The organism is Streptomyces sp. NBC_01478, assembly GCF_036227225.1.
Classification (GTDB): domain Bacteria; phylum Actinomycetota; class Actinomycetes; order Streptomycetales; family Streptomycetaceae; genus Streptomyces.
This window is the reverse complement of record NZ_CP109444.1, coordinates 9,689,290-9,705,986: the sequence shown is the minus strand read 5'-3', so window position 1 is coordinate 9,705,986 and position 16,697 is coordinate 9,689,290. Positions and strand designations below refer to the sequence as shown.

Here is a 16,697-nt window from a genome sequence, read left to right as displayed (position 1 = left end):
CCCCTCCGCCTCGCGGCCGTGTCCACCGCGCCCCGCTCTCCGGCACCGGTCAGCAGCCGTCGCTCTCCTGCGACCTGATCCACCGGACGGCCCCTGCCCCGGCGCCCCCGGAGACCACTCGGAAACTCCTCTTTCACCGCATTCATCACCTGAACTCCCGCACAGCGAAAGGACTTTCCCGGCTTCACCTCTTGACGCCCGGAGTGGCTGAGAGCACATTGACCGCGCACCCACTGCGTGAGAGCGCTCTCAGGCAGGCACGGCACCCGCATCCCCACTCCGTATCCGAGAGGCACCGATGAGTGAACCCTCCGGCACGCAGCGCAGACCCCGTCCCTTCAGGCGCGTCCTGATCGCCGTCCTCAGCACCCTCGGCCTGGCGGCCGCCACCGCCACGGCCTTCACCCTGCCCGCGGACGCCTCCGCGCCCACGCCCCCGTCGGGCTGGACGCAGGTCTTCCTGGACGACTTCAACGGCACCGCGGGCACCGGTGTCTCCACCACCAACTGGCAGTACGACACCGGGACTTCGTACCCGGGCGGCGCGGCCAACTGGGGCACCGGCGAGGTCGAGACGATGACCTCCTCCACCAACAACGTGGCGCTCGACGGCAACGGCAACCTGCTGATCACCCCGCGCCGGGACGCCTCAGGCAACTGGACCTCGGGCCGTATCGAGACCAACCGCACCGACTTCCAGCCGCCGGCCGGCGGGAAGCTGCGGGTAGAGGCCCGGATCCAACTCCCCAACGTCACCGGCTCGTCGGCGCTCGGCTACTGGCCCGCGTTCTGGATGCTGGGCGCGCCCTACCGGGGCAACTACCAGAACTGGCCCAGCGTGGGCGAGTTGGACGTGATGGAGAACGTCCAGGGGCTCAACACCGACTGGGCGACCGTGCATTGCGGCACCAACCCGGGCGGCCCCTGCAACGAGACGACCGGCATCGGCGGCAACACCTCCTGCACCGGGACCACTTGCCAGGCCGGCTTCCACACGTACGCCATGGAGTGGGACAGGTCGACCAGCCCCGAGCAGATCCGCTTCTACCTCGACGGCGTCAACTTCCATACGGTGAACGCCAGTCAGGTCGACGCCACGACCTGGGCCAACGCCACCAACCACGGCTTCTTCATCATCCTGAACGTGGCGATGGGCGGCGGCTTCCCGGCGGCGTTCGGCGGCGGCCCCACCAGCGCCACCGACCCGAACCACCCGATGACGGTGGACTACGTCCAGGTGCTCTCGTCCACGGGCAGTGGGAGCGGTACCACGACCCCGCCGACCGGCAGCCGGGACGCCTACAGCGCCATCCAGGCCGAGTCGTACGACAGCCAGTCCGGCACCATCGCCGAGACCACCACGGACACGGGCGGCGGCCAGGACATCGGCTCGATAGCCAACGGCGACTGGGCGCTCTACAAGGGCGTCACCTTCGGCTCCACGGCGGCCACCCAGTTCTACGCCCGGGTCGCGAGCGGTGCGGCGAGCGGGGTCAGCGGTCTGGTGCAGGTACGCCTCGACAGCCCGACCGCGACCCCGGTCGGCAGCTTCGCGCTGGCCAACACCGGGGGCTGGCAGTCGTGGAAGACGGTGCCGGCCAACATCAGCTCGGTCACCGGCACCCATGACGTCTATCTCACCTTCAGCAGCGGCCAGCCGGCGGACTTCGTGAACGTGAACTGGTTCGACTTCGGCCACTGATTCCAACTACCCAGGAGAACAAGGGGCTTCACGCGTATGCGTGGGGCCCCTTCGCGCGTATGCGCGGGGGCCCCTTCGCGCGTATGCGCGGGGGCCCCTTCGCCCGTCCGGCGGGACGAGTTCACGACCGGCTTCCTCTCTGCTGTTAGCTCCTTCCTTCCATCGCAGGTCAGCGGTCCGCCTCCGCATCAGCCGTGTTCGGCGCGCGATGGACCGTAGTAGACCGGTCGGCTAGCTTCAATGGTGTGGCGCGGATCGGCATCCGATCCGGTTCCCGCCCGCACAAGTCCCGTTGCTCCGGCCGTCTTCGCGGTCGGATTCCTGTTCCCTTCGAACCCGGAGTAGAGCGATGAACGACCACGGTCGCCAGGACGGCATCCACCCTTTCCCGGCCGGTATGCGGGCGCGTGAGATCGAGACCAACGGCGCCACGATCCATGTACGCGTCGGCGGACAGGGGCCGGCGGTCGTCCTGCTGCACGGCTTCGGCACCACGGGCGACATGTGGGGCCATCTGACGAACGCGCTGATCGAGGACCACACGGTCATCGCGCCCGACCTGCGCGGGTTGGGCCGCTCGTCGAAACCCGACGGCGGCTACGACAAGAAGAACCAGGCGGCGGACGTGTGGGGCGTCCTGGACGCCCTGGGCGTGGACTCGATCGAACTGGTCACACACGACATCGGCATCATGGTCGGCTACGCGGTCGCCGCCACCCACCCCGAGCGCGTGAGCCGATGGGTGGCGATCGACGCGCCGCTGCCCGGCATCGGGCCCTGGGACCGGATCACACAGGATCCGTCCATGTGGCACTTCGGCTTCGGCGGTCACGACATGGAACGCCTGGTCGCCGACCGCGAGCGCATCTATCTCGACCGCTTCTGGAACGAGCTTTCCGTGGTCCCGGAGCGGTTCGACGAAGCCAAGCGCCAGCACTACGCGGCGCTCTACGCACAGCCCGGCGCCATGCGGGCGAGCTTCGCCCAGTTCCTGACGTTCGGTCAGGACGCGGCCGACAACGAGAAGTTCCTCGCGCAGGGCAAGCTCCGGATGCCGGTACTGGCCTTCGGCGGCGAAGCCACCTTCGGCCCGGGCATCGGCGAGGTGCTGCGGTGTGTCGCCGACGACGTCGAACACGCGGTCATCCCGGACTGCGGGCACTGGATCACGGAAGAGCAGCCGCAGGCCACGACCGACCTGGTCGTCGACTTCCTGCGCCGGGTGCGCTGAGGCCCCCACCCCGGCCACCCCAGGGGTGAGATCTCGGCGACCGCCGCGATCGGCCTCGCCGAGGACGACGCCACCGACGACAGCTTCGCACTCACCTCGGCGCCGCGTGCGAAGCCGCGGGAGCGGCCGCTCCACGAGCCCGGCCGCAGGTCGGTTCAGCAGGCGCACCACCCGTCAACTGTCCGAGAGCCGGGCCCACTTCGGGCCCGGACATCCGGGGCCCGGCACGGATCGACGTGCCGGGCCCCGTCCTCGGTTCTCACCGGTCACGCACCACTCGGCCGTGGCCACTCGGGCGCCCCGACTGCCGCGCCCCTCACCGCAGTTCGGCCCGGAACCCCGCCGGCGTCACATCCGTGTGCTGCTGGAAGAACTTGGAGAAGTTCGCCGCGTCGGGGAAGCCGACTGCCGCGCCCACCCGGCCGATCGGCAGTTCCGTGTGGGCCAACAGCCGCTTCGCTTCCAGGACGACCCGCTTGTCGATGAAGCCCTTGGGGGTCTCGCCGGTGGCGGCACGGACCGCGCGGACCAGGGTGCGGCGGGAGTAGCCGAGGGCGTCGGCGTAGGCGCTGACGCTGTGGTTGGTGGCGAAGCCCTTCTCGACGGCGTCGCGGAAGAGCGTGAACGTCGTGTCCGCCTGCTGCCGGGCCGCCTCCGCCGAGCTGGCCGCGAGATGCGCGAGCCGCAGCAGGAAGGCCGTCAGGGAGTGTCGTAGGACCGAGGTGTGGAGGCTCAGCGGGAGCGTGGTCGAGTCCTCGTACTCGCGTCGGAGCTGGCCCAGGGAGGCGCGCAGGGCGGCGAGTCGGGGCTCGTCGGGGTGCAGGAGGGGTGGGAGGTCGTAGCGGTACAGGCCGGTCGCCTCGACCGTGGCCCGGGGGAGGAAGCCGGGCTGCATGGTGAGGACCGTGCCGTGGTAGGCGTCGAGCCGGGAGAAGCGGTGGACCTGGCCGGGGCGGATCCAGAGCACGTCACCGGCGTTCGCCTCGTACTCGGCAAAGTCGATCATGTGGCGGACCGGGCCCTCGGAGAAGAGCATCACCACATGGAAGTCGATGCGGTGGACGCGGTTCAGGGGTGCGTCGGCGTGCCAGGTGTGGTCGGTGCCCATCGGGCCGACCTGCATGCCGACGCCGCAGACGCTCAGATCGACAGGGAAGGGAAACGTTCTGATCACGTCGCCGTCACCGCCGACGTCTTGGATAGTTCTGTCCGTCATGTCCTTCTCGCGCAGCCTAGGTCCCGCTCCCGGTGTCCCACTTTCACCACAGGCTGGCACACCGGCACCTTCCCTCGTAAAAGTCAGACTTTTAGATTTGAAGGCGTCCGAGCAGTTCTGCCGCTCTTACCGAGGACTTCTTGAAGATGAACGCGCACACACCTGACAGCTTCGAGTGGACCGATCTCGACCGTCGCGCCGTCGACACCGCCCGTGTTCTGGCCGCTGACGCGGTGCAGAAGGTCGGCAACGGCCACCCGGGCACCGCGATGGCCCTGGCTCCCGCCGCGTACACGATCTTTCAGAAGGTGATGCGTCACGACCCCGCGGATCCCGAGTGGACCGGTCGCGACCGCTTCGTCCTCTCCCCCGGCCACACCTCGCTGACGCTGTACACGCAGCTCTATCTCGCCGGGTACGAGCTGGAGCTGGACGACCTGAAGGCGTTCCGGACGCACGGGTCGAAGACGCCTGGTCACCCGGAGTACGGGCACACGGCCGGTGTGGAGACCACGACAGGACCGCTGGGACAGGGTGTCGCCAACGCGGTGGGCATGGCGATGGCCGCCCGCTACGAGCGCGGCCTGTTCGACCCCGAGGCCCCCGAGGGCGAGTCGCCCTTCGACCACACCATCTGGGCGATCGTCTCCGACGGCGACCTGGAGGAGGGCATCTCCGCCGAGGCCTCCTCCCTGGCCGGACACCAGCAGCTCGGCAACCTCGTCTTCGTCTACGACGACAACCACATCTCCATCGAGGGCGACACCGCGACCGCCTTCTCCGAGGACGTCCTTAAGCGGTACGAGGCCTACGGCTGGCACACCCAGCGCATCGAGCCCGCCGCCGACGGCGACATCGACCCGCACGCGCTGTACACGGCGCTGAAGACGGCGCAGGCCGAGACCGGGCGCCCCTCGATCATCGCCATGCGCACGATCATCGCCTGGCCCGCTCCAAACGCCCAGAACACCGAGGCCGCCCACGGCTCCGCGCTCGGCGCCGACGAGATCGCCGCCACCAAGCGCGTCCTCGGCTTCGACCCCGAGAAGTCCTTCGAGGTCGCGGGCGAGGTCATCGCGCACAGCCGCAAGGCCCTGGACCGGGGCGCCGAGGCGCACTCCGCGTGGGACAAGCAGCTCGACAAGTGGCGCGGCGCGCAGCCCGAGCGCGCGAAGCTCTTCGACCGGATCGTCGCCGGTCAGCTCCCCGAGGGCTGGGAGGACGCCCTCCCGGTGTTCGAGGAGGGCTCCTCCGTCGCCACCCGGGCCGCCTCCGGCAAGACCCTCCAGGCGCTTGGACCGGTCCTGCCCGAGCTGTGGGGCGGCTCCGCCGACCTGGCCGGCTCGAACAACACCACCATCGACAAGACGTCGTCCTTCCTCCCGAAGGGCAACCCGCTGCCCGAGGCAGACCCGTACGGCCGTACGATCCACTTCGGCATCCGCGAGCACTCCATGGCGGCCGAGATGAACGGCATCGCCCTGCACGGCAACACGCGCGTCTACGGCGGCACCTTCCTGGTGTTCTCCGACTACATGCGCAACGCCGTCCGCCTCTCCGCACTGATGCAGCTCCCGGTGACGTACGTCTGGACCCACGACTCCGTCGGTCTGGGCGAGGACGGCCCCACCCACCAGCCGGTCGAGCACCTCGCCTCGCTGCGCGCCATCCCGGGCCTGAACATCGTCCGCCCTGCCGACGCCAACGAGACCGCCATCGCCTGGGCCGAGATCCTCAAGCGGCACGCCACGAAGCCCGCCCCGCACGGCCTCGCGCTGACCCGCCAAGGGGTGCCGACCTACGCGCCCAACTCCGATGCGGCGCGCGGCGGTTACGTCCTCAAGGACTCCTCCACCGAGACCCCCGATGTCGTGCTGATCGCGACCGGTTCCGAGGTCCACCTCGCCGTCGAGGCGCGCGAGCAGTTGGAGGCGGAGGGCGTGGGCACCCGGGTGGTGTCGATGCCGTCCGTGGAGTGGTTCGAGGAGCAGTCGCGCGAGTACCGCGACAGCGTCCTTCCGCCGTCCGTGAAGGCCCGCGTTGCGGTCGAGGCCGGGATCGGTCTCACGTGGTACCGGTTCGTGGGTGACGCAGGACGCATCGTCTCCCTCGAACACTTCGGCGCCTCCGCCGATGCCAAGACCCTGTTCGCCGAGTTCGGTTTCACGGCCGAGAACGTCGCCGCAGCAGCCAAGGAATCCCTCGCCGCCGCGCGCGGTTGATCCGATCGCCAGAAAGAAGATGATCACAGTGACCGAAGTGACCGCCACCGCGGGAACACTCAAGCGCCTGTCCGACGAGGGCGTCTCCATCTGGCTGGACGACCTGTCGCGCAAGCGGATCGAGTCCGGCAACCTCGCCGAACTCATCGACACCAAGAACGTCGTCGGCGTCACCACCAACCCGTCCATCTTCCAGGCCGCCATCGGCTCCGGAGAGGGGTACGAGGAGCAGCTCGCCGACCTCGCCGTACGCAAGGTGACGGTCGAAGAGGCCGTACGGATGATGACCACCGCCGACGTCCGCGCCGCCGCCGACATCCTGCGCCCGGTCCACGAGGCGACCGGCGGCCGGGACGGCCGGGTCTCCATCGAGGTCGACCCGCGGCTCGCCCACCACACGGCGGCGACGATCGCCGAGGCCAAGCAGCTCTCCTGGCTGGTGGACCGTTCCAACGTGATGATCAAGATCCCGGCGACGAAGGCCGGTCTCCCGGCCATCACCGAGGTCATCGGCGCGGGCATCAGCGTCAACGTCACGCTGATCTTCTCCCTGGAGCGCTACCGCGAGGTCATGGACGCCTACCTGGCCGGCCTCGAGAAGGCGCGGGCCGCCGGCATCGACCTGGCGACCATCCACTCCGTGGCCTCCTTCTTCGTCTCCCGCGTCGACTCCGAGATCGACAAGCGCCTGACCGCGCTCGCCACGGACGAGGCCCTCGCCCTCAAGGGCAAGGCCGCGCTCGCCAACGCGCGGCTCGCCTACGAGGCCTACGAAGAGGTCTTCTCCGGTGACCGTTGGACCGCTCTCGCGGGCTCGAAGGCCAACAAGCAGCGCCCCCTGTGGGCCTCGACCGGCGTGAAGGACCCGTCCTACAAGGACACCCTGTACGTCGACGAGCTGGTCGCGCCCGGCACGGTCAACACCATGCCGGAGGCCACGCTGAACGCCACCGCCGACCACGGTGACATCCACGGCGACACGGTGACCGGCGGCTACGCGCAGGCGCGCGCCGACCTGGACGCCGTAGAGCGCCTCGGGATCTCGTACGACACCGTCGTCAAGCAGTTGGAGGACGAGGGCGTCGCCAAGTTCGAGGTGGCCTGGCAGGACCTGCTGGGTGCCGTCGCGAAGTCGCTGAGCGGCAAGGGGGGCGACGGGGAATGAGCGCGGAACTTCCCGCAACGAAACCGGCCGAGGCACCGGAGCCCGACGCGCTCACCGTCGAGGAACTCACCGACGCCCTGACCGCCGACTGGGACAACCCGCTGCGCGACGAGCGCGACCGCCGGCTCCCCCGTATCGCGGGCCCGTCCGGGCTGGTCATCTTCGGGGTCACCGGTGACCTGTCCCGCAAGAAGCTGATGCCGGCCGTCTACGACCTGGCCAACCGGGGCATGCTGCCGCCGGGCTTCTCCCTCGTCGGGTTCGCCCGGCGGGACTGGGAGGACCAGGACTTCGCGCAGGTGGTGCACGACTCGGTGCGCGAGCACTCGCGGACCGAGTTCCGCGAGGAGGTCTGGCAGCAGCTCGCCGAGGGCATGCGGTTCATTCCCGGCGACTTCGACGACGACACGGCGTTCAAGCAACTGCGCGCGGCCGTGGACGAGTTGGACACCTCGCGCGGTACGAGCGGCAACTACGCGTTCTATCTCTCCGTACCGCCGAAGTTCTTCCCGAAGGTCGTCCAGCAGCTCAAGAAGCACGGTCTCGCGACGGCCGGCGAGGGTTCCTGGCGGCGCGCGGTCATCGAGAAGCCGTTCGGGCGCGACCTGAAGAGCGCGCGTGAGCTGAACAAGATCGTGCACGAGGTGTTCGACCCGGACCAGGTGTTCCGGATCGACCACTACCTCGGCAAGGAGACCGTCCAGAACATCCTGGCGCTGCGCTTCGCCAACCAGATGTACGAGCCGATCTGGAACCGGTCCTACGTCGACCACATCCAGATCACGATGGCCGAGGACATCGGCATCGGGGGCCGGGCCGGCTATTACGACGGCATCGGTTCGGCGCGTGACGTCATCCAGAACCACCTTCTCCAGTTGATGGCGCTGACCGCCATGGAGGAGCCGATCGCCTTCGACGAGGAGGCGCTGCTCACCGAGAAGCTCAAGGTGCTCAAGTCGGTGCGGCTGCCGCAGGAGTTGGGCGAGCACACGGTGTTCGGGCAGTACGCGCAGGGCTGGCAGGGCGGCGAGAAGGTCGTCGGCTACCTGGAGGAAGACGGCATCGACCCCAAGTCGAAGACCGACACGTACGCGGCCGTCAAGTTGGAGGTGGACAACCGCCGTTGGGCGGGCGTCCCGTTCTATCTGCGCACCGGCAAGCGGCTCGGGCGGCGGGTGACGGAGATCGCGGTGGTCTTCAAGCGGGCCCCGCACTCCCCCTTCGACTCCAGCGCCACCGAGGAGCTGGGCCAGAACGCGATCGTCATCCGCGTCCAGCCCGACGAGGGCATGACGGTCCGGTTCGGTTCGAAGGTGCCGGGCACCTCGATGGAGATCCGGGACGTGTCCATGGACTTCGCCTACGGCGAGTCGTTCACGGAGTCGAGCCCTGAGGCGTACGAGCGGCTCATCCTGGATGTGCTGCTCGGCGACGCCAACCTGTTCCCGCGCCACCAGGAAGTGGAAGAGTCCTGGAAGATCCTCGACCCGATCGAGGAGTACTGGGCGGACAACGGCAAGCCGGCGCAGTACTCCTCGGGCAGTTGGGGTCCCGAGGAGGCGGACGAGATGCTCGCACGAGACGGACGGAGCTGGCGCAGGCCATGAAGATCGACCTGAGCGACACCACGGCAAGCAAGATCAACAAGGCGCTGGTGCAGGGTCGCCGCGACATCGGCACCCCTGCCGTGGGCATGGTCCTGACGATGGTCATCGTCACGGACGAGGAGAACGCCTACGACTCGATCAAGGCGGCCGAGGAGGCCTCGCACGAGCACCCCTCGCGCACCCTGGTCGTCATCAAGCGGCATGCCCGCACCCCGCGCGACCGCACCAACTCGCACCTCGACGCCGAGGTCCGGGTGGGCGCCGACGCGGGCACCGGCGAGACGGTCGTGCTGCGGACCTATGGCGAGGTGTCCGACCACGCCGACTCCGTGGTGCTGCCGCTGCTGCTGCCGGACGCACCGGTCGTCGTGTGGTGGCCGGGGGACGCGCCCGAGGTCCCGGCGAAGGACCCGCTGGGCGCCCTCGCGCAGCGCCGGATCACCGACCTGTACGCGGCGACGAACCCGCTCGAAGCGCTGGGCACCCGTGCCCGCGCCTACGCGCCGGGCGACACCGACCTCGCCTGGACCCGGCTGACCCCGTGGCGCTCGATGCTGGCGGCGGCCCTCGACCAGGCCAAGTCGAAGATCACCTCGGGTGCCGTGGAGAGCGAGGCCGACAACCCGGCCGCCGAGCTGCTGGCGCGCTGGCTGGAGGCACGCCTCAAGGTGAAGATCGACCGTGTGGTCACCGACGGGCCGGTCATCACGGCCGTCCGGCTGGGCACCGGTGCCGGTGAGGTCGTCATCGACCGTCCCGACGGTCCGCTGGCCACGCTGTCCCTGCCCGGGCAGCCCTCCCGCACCCTCGCGCTGAAGGTCCGCACGACCTCCGAACTGATCGCCGAGGAGCTGCGGCGCCTCGACGCCGACGAGATGTACGCCATCGCCCTGCGGGCAGAGGGCACCAAGGAGACCCCTTCTCATGTCTGACTCCCCCAAGCTCGTGCGGCGGCCCGAGTGGACCGCCCTGGAGGACCACCGCGCGGGTCAACTCAACCCGCAGTTGCGTGAGTTGTTCGCGGCGGACCCGGGGCGCGCGGAGCGGTACGTGGTCACCGTCGGCGATCTGCGCATCGACTACTCCAAGCACCTGATCACGGACGAGACCCTCGCCCTGCTCCAGGAACTCGCCACCGCCACCGGTGTGTTCGGGCTCCGGGACGCCATGTTCCGCGGCGAGAAGATCAACGTCACGGAGGACCGCGCGGTCCTGCACACCGCGCTGCGCGCCCCGCGTGACGCCGTCGTCGAGGTCGACGGCGAGAACGTGGTGCCCGCCGTGCACGCGGTGCTCGGCAAGATGGCGAACTTCGCCGACCGGGTCCGCTCCGGCGAGTGGACCGGGCACACGGGCCGCCGTATCCGCAATGTCGTCAACATCGGCATCGGCGGCTCCGACCTCGGTCCGGCGATGGCGTACGAAGCCCTCCGCGCCTTCACCGACCGTTCGTTGACGGTCCGGTTCGTGTCGAACGTGGACGGCGCCGACCTGCACGAGGCGACCCGCGACCTCGACCCGGCGGAGACCCTGTTCATCGTCGCGTCGAAGACGTTCACGACGATCGAGACGATCACCAACGCGACATCCGCCCGGACGTGGCTCCTTGAGGGCCTCGGGGGCGACGACAAGGCCGTGGCCAAGCACTTCGTGGCGCTGTCGACGAACGCGGGGAAGGTGTCGGACTTCGGTATCGACACGGACAACATGTTCGAGTTCTGGGACTGGGTCGGCGGACGCTACTCGTTCGACTCGGCGATCGGGCTGTCGCTGATGATCGCGATCGGCCCGGACCGTTTCCGGGAGATGCTCGACGGTTTCCACCTCGTCGACGAGCACTTCCGCACCGAGCCCGCCGAGTCCAACGTGCCTTTGCTCCTTGGCCTGTTGGGCGTCTGGTACGGCAACTTCCACGACGCCCAGTCGCACGCGGTACTGCCGTACAACCACTACCTCTCCAAGTTCACCGCCTACTTGCAGCAGTTGGACATGGAGTCCAACGGCAAGTCGGTGGACCGGGACGGGAATCCGGTGGAGTGGCAGACCGGGCCGGTGGTGTGGGGTACGCCGGGGACGAACGGGCAGCACGCGTATTACCAACTCATCCACCAGGGCACGAAGTTGATCCCGGCGGACTTCATCGGCTTCGTCAACCCGGTGGCGGAGCTGAGCGAGGGGCTGAAGGCGCAGCACGATCTGCTGATGGCCAACTTCTTCGCGCAGACCCAGGCGTTGGCGTTCGGCAAGACGCCCGACGAGGTGCGTGCGGAGGGTGTGGCGGAGGAGCTGGTGCCGCACAAGACGTTCCAGGGCAACCACCCCACCACCACGATCCTGGCCCGCGAGTTGACCCCGTCGGTGCTCGGCCAGCTCATCGCGCTCTACGAGCACAAGGTGTTCGTGCAGGGCGCCGTCTGGAACATCGACTCCTTCGACCAGTGGGGCGTCGAACTGGGCAAGGTCCTCGCCAAGCGCGTCGAACCCGCCCTCACCGACGGTGCCGACGTACCCGGTCTCGACTCCTCCACCGCCGCGCTCGTGGCGACCTACCGGACGCTCCGCAATTCCCAGGAAGTGAACTGACATGCAGCTCGGACTGATCGGCCTCGGCAAGATGGGCGGCAACATGCGCGAGCGCATCCGCCGCGCGGGCCACACCGTCATCGGCTACGACCGCAACCCCGAGATCTCCGACGTGAGCGACCTGGCCGAACTGGTCGACAAGCTCGAAGCGCCGCGCACGGTCTGGGTGATGGTCCCGGCCGGCGCCCCGACCCAGTCGGTCGTCGACGAGCTGGGCGAGCTGCTCCAGCCCGGTGACACGGTGGTCGACGGCGGCAACTCCCGCTGGACGGACGACGAGAAGCACGCCGAGGAGCTGGGCGCCAAGGGCATCGGCTTCGTCGACGCGGGCGTCTCCGGTGGTGTGTGGGGCCTCAAGAACGGCTACGCGCTGATGGTCGGCGGCGACGCCGAGAACATCGCGAAGGTCCAGCCCGTCTTCGACGCCCTCAAGCCGGAGGGCGAGTTCGGCTTCGTGCACGCCGGCAAGGTCGGCGCCGGGCACTTCTCGAAGATGGTCCACAACGGCATCGAGTACGCCATGATGCAGGCGTACGCCGAGGGCTGGGAGCTGCTGGAGAAGGTCCACTCCGTGACGGACGTACGTGAGGTGTTCCGCTCCTGGCAGGAAGGCACCGTGATCCGTTCCTGGCTGCTCGACCTCGCGGTCAACGCCCTTGACGGCGATGAGCACTTGGACAAGCTGCGGGGCTTCGCGGAGGACTCCGGCGAGGGCCGGTGGACCGTCGAGGCGGCCATCGACAACGCGGTGCCGCTGCCCGCGATCACGGCCTCCCTCTTCGCGCGGTTCGCGTCCCGTCAGGACGACTCGCCGCAGATGAAGATGATCGCGGCGCTGCGCAACCAGTTCGGCGGCCACGCCGTCGAGTCCAAGTAGGCGCGCCGTGGGGGATCTTCTGCTGGTCCGCCACGGCGAGACGGAGTGGAGCGTGTCGGGCCAGCACACGAGCTGGACCGACCTGCCCCTCACCCGGCACGGCGAGGAACAGGCCAAGTCCCTCGCCCCGCTCCTGGCGGGCCGGACCTTCGCACTCGCCCTGAGCAGCCCGCTGGACCGCGCGCTACGCACCGCCGAACTCGCCGGCATCACCGGGGTCGTGCCCGACCCCGACCTGCACGAGTGGGACTACGGCGGCTACGAGGGCGTCACCACCGTCGACATCCACCGCACCCGCCCCGACTGGTTCCTGTGGACCGACGGAGTGCCCCCGGGACCGGCCGCACACCCCGGCGAGTCCCCGGACGAGGTGGGTGCCCGGGCCGACCAGGTGCTGAAGCGGGTGGACGGCGCGCTCGTGGACGGTGACGTGGTCCTCGTGGCCCACGCCCACTTCCTGCGCGTCCTCACCGCGCGTCGACTGGGTCTGTCCGCGGCGGACGGCCGCCTGTTCCAACTGGCGACCGGCACCGTCAGCCGCCTGTCCACCGAGCACGACCGCCCCGTCATCGCGGAGTGGAACACCCGACCGTAGTGGCACAACTCCCCGGCCCGGCCCGCGCGTTGACGTGCGGGCCGGGCCGCGGTCGTCCCCTGTGCGGGCGGCCCTCGCGCGGCTAGAGTCCCGCCTGATGGAGATCACCGATCTGACACAGGCCGAGGAAGAGGTGTGGCGGGCCTTCCCGCTGGGCGAGTCCGTGGACTTCCGTACCGCACCGGACGAGGACATCGCCGCCGGCGACACCTGGGGGCCCGAACGGACCGTCCGCGCCGAGGTGTTGCGGGCGCTGGTGCTCAACGGGCCGCAGGAAGCAGGGGAGATAGCGTCGGTGAGTCTGGCGGGCGCCCGGATCATCGGCATGCTCGATCTGCAGTACGCGACGATCGACCACCCCGTCCGGCTGCGGAACTGCTACTTCGACGAAGTACCCCGCTTCTACGCCTCCCGGCTGCGCGAGCTCAACCTCAGCGAGTCCGTCCTGCCCGGGCTGACCGCCCATGCGATGCGGGTGGACGGCGTGCTGCGGATGACACGGTCCCGGTTCCGGGGAATGGTACGGCTGGCCGGGGCGAAGATCGCCGGGAGCCTGTTCATGGAGGGCTCGGAGATCATCGCGCCGGACGCGGCGGAGCCGGTGCTCCAGCTCAACCAGGCCGCCGTCGGCGACGACCTCCGGGCCGCCGGACTGCGCACCCACGGTCAGATACGGCTCAGCGGCGCGACTGTCGCCGGGTCGGTCAACTTCAACACGGCGCACCTGTCCCATCCCGGGGGCTCCGCCGTCGACGCCGAAGTACTCGTCGTGGAGGGCAACTTCCTGCTCCGGCAGGCCCGGGTCGAGGGCTGGGTCGGACTGCGCGGTGCCCGGATCGCGGGCCGGCTCGACCTGTCGTACAGCACCCTGTCGAACCCGGGCAGTTCCGTGCTGCTGGCGAGCAGCGCCACCATCGGGGAACTCTGGCTGCGGGAGAGCCCGCCCTTCGAGGGCGGCGTGGTGCTGCGCAGCGCCCAGATCGAAGTGCTCCTGCTGGAGCCGCGGGTGGTGCCGGGCCAGGTGTACCTCACCAGCCTCGTCTACACCTCGCTCATCCCCCACGAGCCCGCCGAGCGCCGCCTGACCATGCTGGAGCAGGACGGCGACGGCTATGTTCCGCACGCCTACGAGCAGTTGGCCGGCGCCTACCGCCGCACCGGCGACGACTACGCCGCGCGCCGCGTCCAACTCGCCAAGCAGCGCCGCCTGCGCGGCACCCTCCCCCGGTACAACCGGATCTGGGGCTACGTCCAGGACGCCACCGTCGGCTACGGCTTCCGTCCGCTGCGCGCCTGCGGCTGGCTGCTGTCGCTGCTGGCCATCGGCTCGATCGCCTACGGCCTGCACCACCCCCACGCCCTCAAGGCGTCCGAGGCCCCGCACTTCAACCCGGTGTTCTACACGCTCGACCTGCTGCTGCCGGTGATCTCCTTCGGCCAGGAGGAGGCGTTCGCGCCGGAGGGCTGGTACCAGTACCTCGCCTACGCCCTGATCATCACCGGCTGGATCCTGGCCACGACCGTCGTCACCGGTGTGACCAGGACCGTCAGCCGCCAGTGAGGAGCCTCGCGGTGCGCTGGGCGGCCAGCCGCACCGGCGCGTTCTGGGCGCCGTAGCCGCGGTAGTCGCCGTCGCGCTGGACGAGTTCGAAGAAGACCCGCCCCACCGTGCGGGTGTAGCAGTGCCGGAACTCGCCGCCCGCGTCCCGGTCGTAGAGGATGCCGAGCTCGCGGTAGGTCTCCAACTCGCCCTCGGTGAAGTCGAATCGGGCCGCGAGGTCGTCGTAGTAGTTCGCGGGCATCCGCAGGAACCGGCCGCTCAGGTCGTGGAAGTCGCGGGCCGCGGCGACCAAGTCCTCGGTGGCGAGGGCGATGTGCCGGGCGTGGGTGTCGTCCTCGGTCGGGGCCGCGCCGACGCTCAGGGCGATACGGACGCTGCCGTCGGGGTTGGTGACGGCGCGGCTGCGCAGCAGGCCGTAGGGGTCGGCGACGTCGACGCTCTCCTGTGCGTCGAGTCCAAGGACGCTGCGGTGGAAGAGAGTTGCCTCGTCGAAGTGGTGCCAGGGCTGGGTGAGGGCGAGGTGGTCGATGCGCAGGACGCCTGTCCTTGCGGGCGGTTGCGCGGTGGTGTCGGTGAAGTCGGCCCGCCAACCGGGGAGTTCGGGGCCGGTCGGGGCGCAGAAGAAGAGTTCCGTGCCGTCCGGTGCGGCCACCGCTTCGAGCGGGGCGTCCTCGGGTGCCCGGCGGCGCGGCAGGACGGGCGCGAGGAGTGCCTCGGCGCGGCGGGCCGCGCCCTGGGGGTCGGGAGACTCCAGGCCGATCGCCGCGAGCGCGGTGCCGTCCCGTCGTACGGCGGGGCCGGTGTTGACCAGGATGCGGGCCTCGCCCTGCTGCCACAGGTCGACCGGCTTGCTGCGGTGGCGGGCCGTGCGGGCGAAGCCGAGGGCGCCGAGCAGGGCCGAGACGGGTTCCGCGTCGGGCGTGACGAGTTCGGCGAAGGCGAAGCCCGTGGGGACGACGGGGGCGGGGGGCCGCGAGACACCGACCGTCTCCTGGAGGACGAGCAGCGAGCGGTGGGCGTCGACCGCCGTCGGGCCCGCTTCCGCCTGCCGGAACACGTCGTTGAAGACCTCCAGCGAGAGCGGGCCGGTATAGCCCGCGTTCAGGACGTGCCGGACGAGTCCGGCGACGTCGAAGCCGCCCTGGCCGGGGAAGCAGCGGTAGTGGCGGCTCCACTGGAGGACGTCCATCGCGAGCAGCGGGGCGTCGGCGAGCTGGAGGAAGAAGATCTTCTCGCCGGGGATGTCCGCGATGCCCTTGGGATCGGAGCCCCGGGAGAGGATGTGGAAGCTGTCGAGGCAGGTGCCGAGCGCGGGGTGACCGGCCGTCCCGACGATGCGCCAGGCGTGGTCGTACGTGCTGACGTGCCGCCCCCAGGCGAGCGCCTCGTAGGCGACGCGGACGCCGAACTCCTGGGCCAGGTCGGCCAGTTGGCTGAGCTGCGCGGCGGCGAGCGCGTCGTCGTCCTCGGCGAGCGGCGAGACGCTGGAGCAGACGAGAACAGTGTCGGCACCGAGCCTGCGCATCACCTCGAACTTGTGCCGGGCGCGACGCAGGTTACGGGCGAACTCGGCCTCGGGCACCGCCTCGATGTCCCGCATGGGTTGATACAGCTCGATCGACAGCCCGAGATCGGCACACCGGGCACGGATCTCCTCCGGGGAGAGCGGGCTGGCGAGGAGGTCGTTCTCGAAGATCTCGACCCCGTCGAAACCGGCCCGGGAGGCGGCGGTGAGCTTCTCGGTGAGCGAGCCGCTGAGGGACACGGTGGCGATGGACGTTCGCATCGGGGTACCTCTCGATTTCGGGGCGGGTGCGGATTTTCGGGGCGGGCGCGGGTGCTTCGGGGCGGGGACGGCCGCGTCGGCGCGGGCGTGGCGATTTCGGGGCGGCCACGGGTACGTCGGCACGGGGACGACTGTTTCGGCGCGGGCCTATC

12 protein-coding genes are annotated in these 16,697 nt (G+C 69.8%); 10 read left to right on the top strand and 2 right to left on the bottom strand.

Annotated elements, in window-relative coordinates; translation table 11 throughout:
- Positions 1 to 298: 298 nt before the first annotated feature.
- A complete protein-coding gene (locus OG223_RS43385) occupies positions 299 to 1,702 on the top strand; it encodes a glycoside hydrolase family 16 protein (RefSeq protein WP_329261441.1) in 1,404 nt (467 codons plus the stop codon).
- 349 nt (positions 1,703 to 2,051) lie between these two features.
- The gene (locus OG223_RS43380) at positions 2,052 to 2,933 is read left to right on the top strand and encodes an alpha/beta fold hydrolase (RefSeq protein WP_329261437.1); all 882 of its coding nucleotides are present in this window, start codon (positions 2,052 to 2,054) and stop codon (positions 2,931 to 2,933) included.
- Between the two features lie 316 nt (positions 2,934 to 3,249).
- Here the strand turns inward: OG223_RS43380 and OG223_RS43375 are convergent, their stop codons facing one another.
- A complete protein-coding gene (locus tag OG223_RS43375; RefSeq protein ID WP_329261435.1) occupies positions 3,250 to 4,149 on the bottom strand; it encodes a helix-turn-helix domain-containing protein in 900 nt (299 codons plus the stop codon).
- 146 nt (positions 4,150 to 4,295) lie between these two features.
- Here OG223_RS43375 and tkt point away from each other — a divergent pair, with 146 nt between their 5' ends.
- The 8 genes from tkt to OG223_RS43335 all read left to right on the top strand — a co-directional run bounded on the left by tkt (position 4,296) and on the right by OG223_RS43335 (position 14,759).
- On the top strand, positions 4,296 to 6,371 hold the full coding sequence (tkt, locus tag OG223_RS43370) for a transketolase (RefSeq protein WP_329261433.1): 2,076 nt from the start codon (positions 4,296 to 4,298) through the stop codon (positions 6,369 to 6,371).
- Positions 6,372 to 6,390: 19 nt separating this feature from the next.
- Positions 6,391 to 7,536: a transaldolase gene (gene tal / locus OG223_RS43365; protein ID WP_329261431.1), complete on the top strand. Its 1,146-nt coding sequence runs from the start codon at positions 6,391 to 6,393 to the stop codon at positions 7,534 to 7,536.
- Positions 7,533 to 9,143, top strand: coding sequence for a glucose-6-phosphate dehydrogenase (gene zwf / locus OG223_RS43360; RefSeq protein WP_329261427.1), 1,611 nt, complete (start codon positions 7,533 to 7,535; stop codon positions 9,141 to 9,143). Before tal ends, zwf begins: the two co-directional genes overlap by 4 nt.
- Positions 9,140 to 10,075, top strand: a complete 936-nt coding sequence (gene opcA / locus OG223_RS43355) for a glucose-6-phosphate dehydrogenase assembly protein OpcA (protein ID WP_329261425.1) — start codon at positions 9,140 to 9,142, stop codon at positions 10,073 to 10,075. The genes zwf and opcA overlap by 4 nt, the downstream gene beginning before the upstream one ends.
- Positions 10,068 to 11,726: a glucose-6-phosphate isomerase gene (gene pgi, locus OG223_RS43350; protein WP_329261422.1), complete on the top strand. Its 1,659-nt coding sequence runs from the start codon at positions 10,068 to 10,070 to the stop codon at positions 11,724 to 11,726. The genes opcA and pgi overlap by 8 nt, the downstream gene beginning before the upstream one ends.
- Position 11,727: 1 nt before the next feature.
- Complete coding sequence (gene gnd / locus OG223_RS43345; protein WP_329261419.1) at positions 11,728 to 12,603, top strand: phosphogluconate dehydrogenase (NAD(+)-dependent, decarboxylating); 876 nt, start codon at positions 11,728 to 11,730, stop codon at positions 12,601 to 12,603.
- Positions 12,604 to 12,610: 7 nt separating this feature from the next.
- Positions 12,611 to 13,198, top strand: a complete 588-nt coding sequence (locus tag OG223_RS43340) for a histidine phosphatase family protein (RefSeq protein WP_329261416.1) — start codon at positions 12,611 to 12,613, stop codon at positions 13,196 to 13,198.
- A gap of 97 nt (positions 13,199 to 13,295) precedes the next feature.
- Entirely contained in the window at positions 13,296 to 14,759 is a 1,464-nt protein-coding gene (locus OG223_RS43335) for a membrane-associated oxidoreductase (protein WP_329261414.1), read from the top strand.
- Here OG223_RS43335 and OG223_RS43330 read toward each other — a convergent pair.
- Positions 14,746 to 16,545: a bifunctional sugar phosphate isomerase/epimerase/4-hydroxyphenylpyruvate dioxygenase family protein gene (locus OG223_RS43330; RefSeq protein WP_329261412.1), complete on the bottom strand. Its 1,800-nt coding sequence runs from the start codon at positions 16,543 to 16,545 to the stop codon at positions 14,746 to 14,748. The genes OG223_RS43335 and OG223_RS43330 overlap by 14 nt on opposite strands.
- Between the last annotated feature and the right edge of the window lie 152 nt (positions 16,546 to 16,697).

Excerpts from the sequence above, each read along its gene's own strand:
- gnd (WP_329261419.1), top strand. The coding sequence starts at position 11,728 with ATGCAGCTCGGACTGATCGGCCTCGGCAAGATGGGCGGCAACATGCGC.
- OG223_RS43385 (WP_329261441.1), top strand. The coding sequence starts at position 299 with ATGAGTGAACCCTCCGGCACGCAGCGCAGACCCCGTCCCTTCAGGCGC.
- OG223_RS43330 (WP_329261412.1), bottom strand. The coding sequence starts at position 16,545 with ATGCGAACGTCCATCGCCACCGTGTCCCTCAGCGGCTCGCTCACCGAG.
- OG223_RS43335 (WP_329261414.1), top strand. The coding sequence starts at position 13,296 with ATGGAGATCACCGATCTGACACAGGCCGAGGAAGAGGTGTGGCGGGCC.
- OG223_RS43380 (WP_329261437.1), top strand. The coding sequence starts at position 2,052 with ATGAACGACCACGGTCGCCAGGACGGCATCCACCCTTTCCCGGCCGGT.
- tkt (WP_329261433.1), top strand. The coding sequence starts at position 4,296 with ATGAACGCGCACACACCTGACAGCTTCGAGTGGACCGATCTCGACCGT.
- pgi (WP_329261422.1), top strand. The coding sequence starts at position 10,068 with ATGTCTGACTCCCCCAAGCTCGTGCGGCGGCCCGAGTGGACCGCCCTG.
- zwf (WP_329261427.1), top strand. The coding sequence starts at position 7,533 with ATGAGCGCGGAACTTCCCGCAACGAAACCGGCCGAGGCACCGGAGCCC.
- opcA (WP_329261425.1), top strand. The coding sequence starts at position 9,140 with ATGAAGATCGACCTGAGCGACACCACGGCAAGCAAGATCAACAAGGCG.
- tal (WP_329261431.1), top strand. The coding sequence starts at position 6,391 with ATGATCACAGTGACCGAAGTGACCGCCACCGCGGGAACACTCAAGCGC.
- OG223_RS43375 (WP_329261435.1), bottom strand. The coding sequence starts at position 4,149 with ATGACGGACAGAACTATCCAAGACGTCGGCGGTGACGGCGACGTGATC.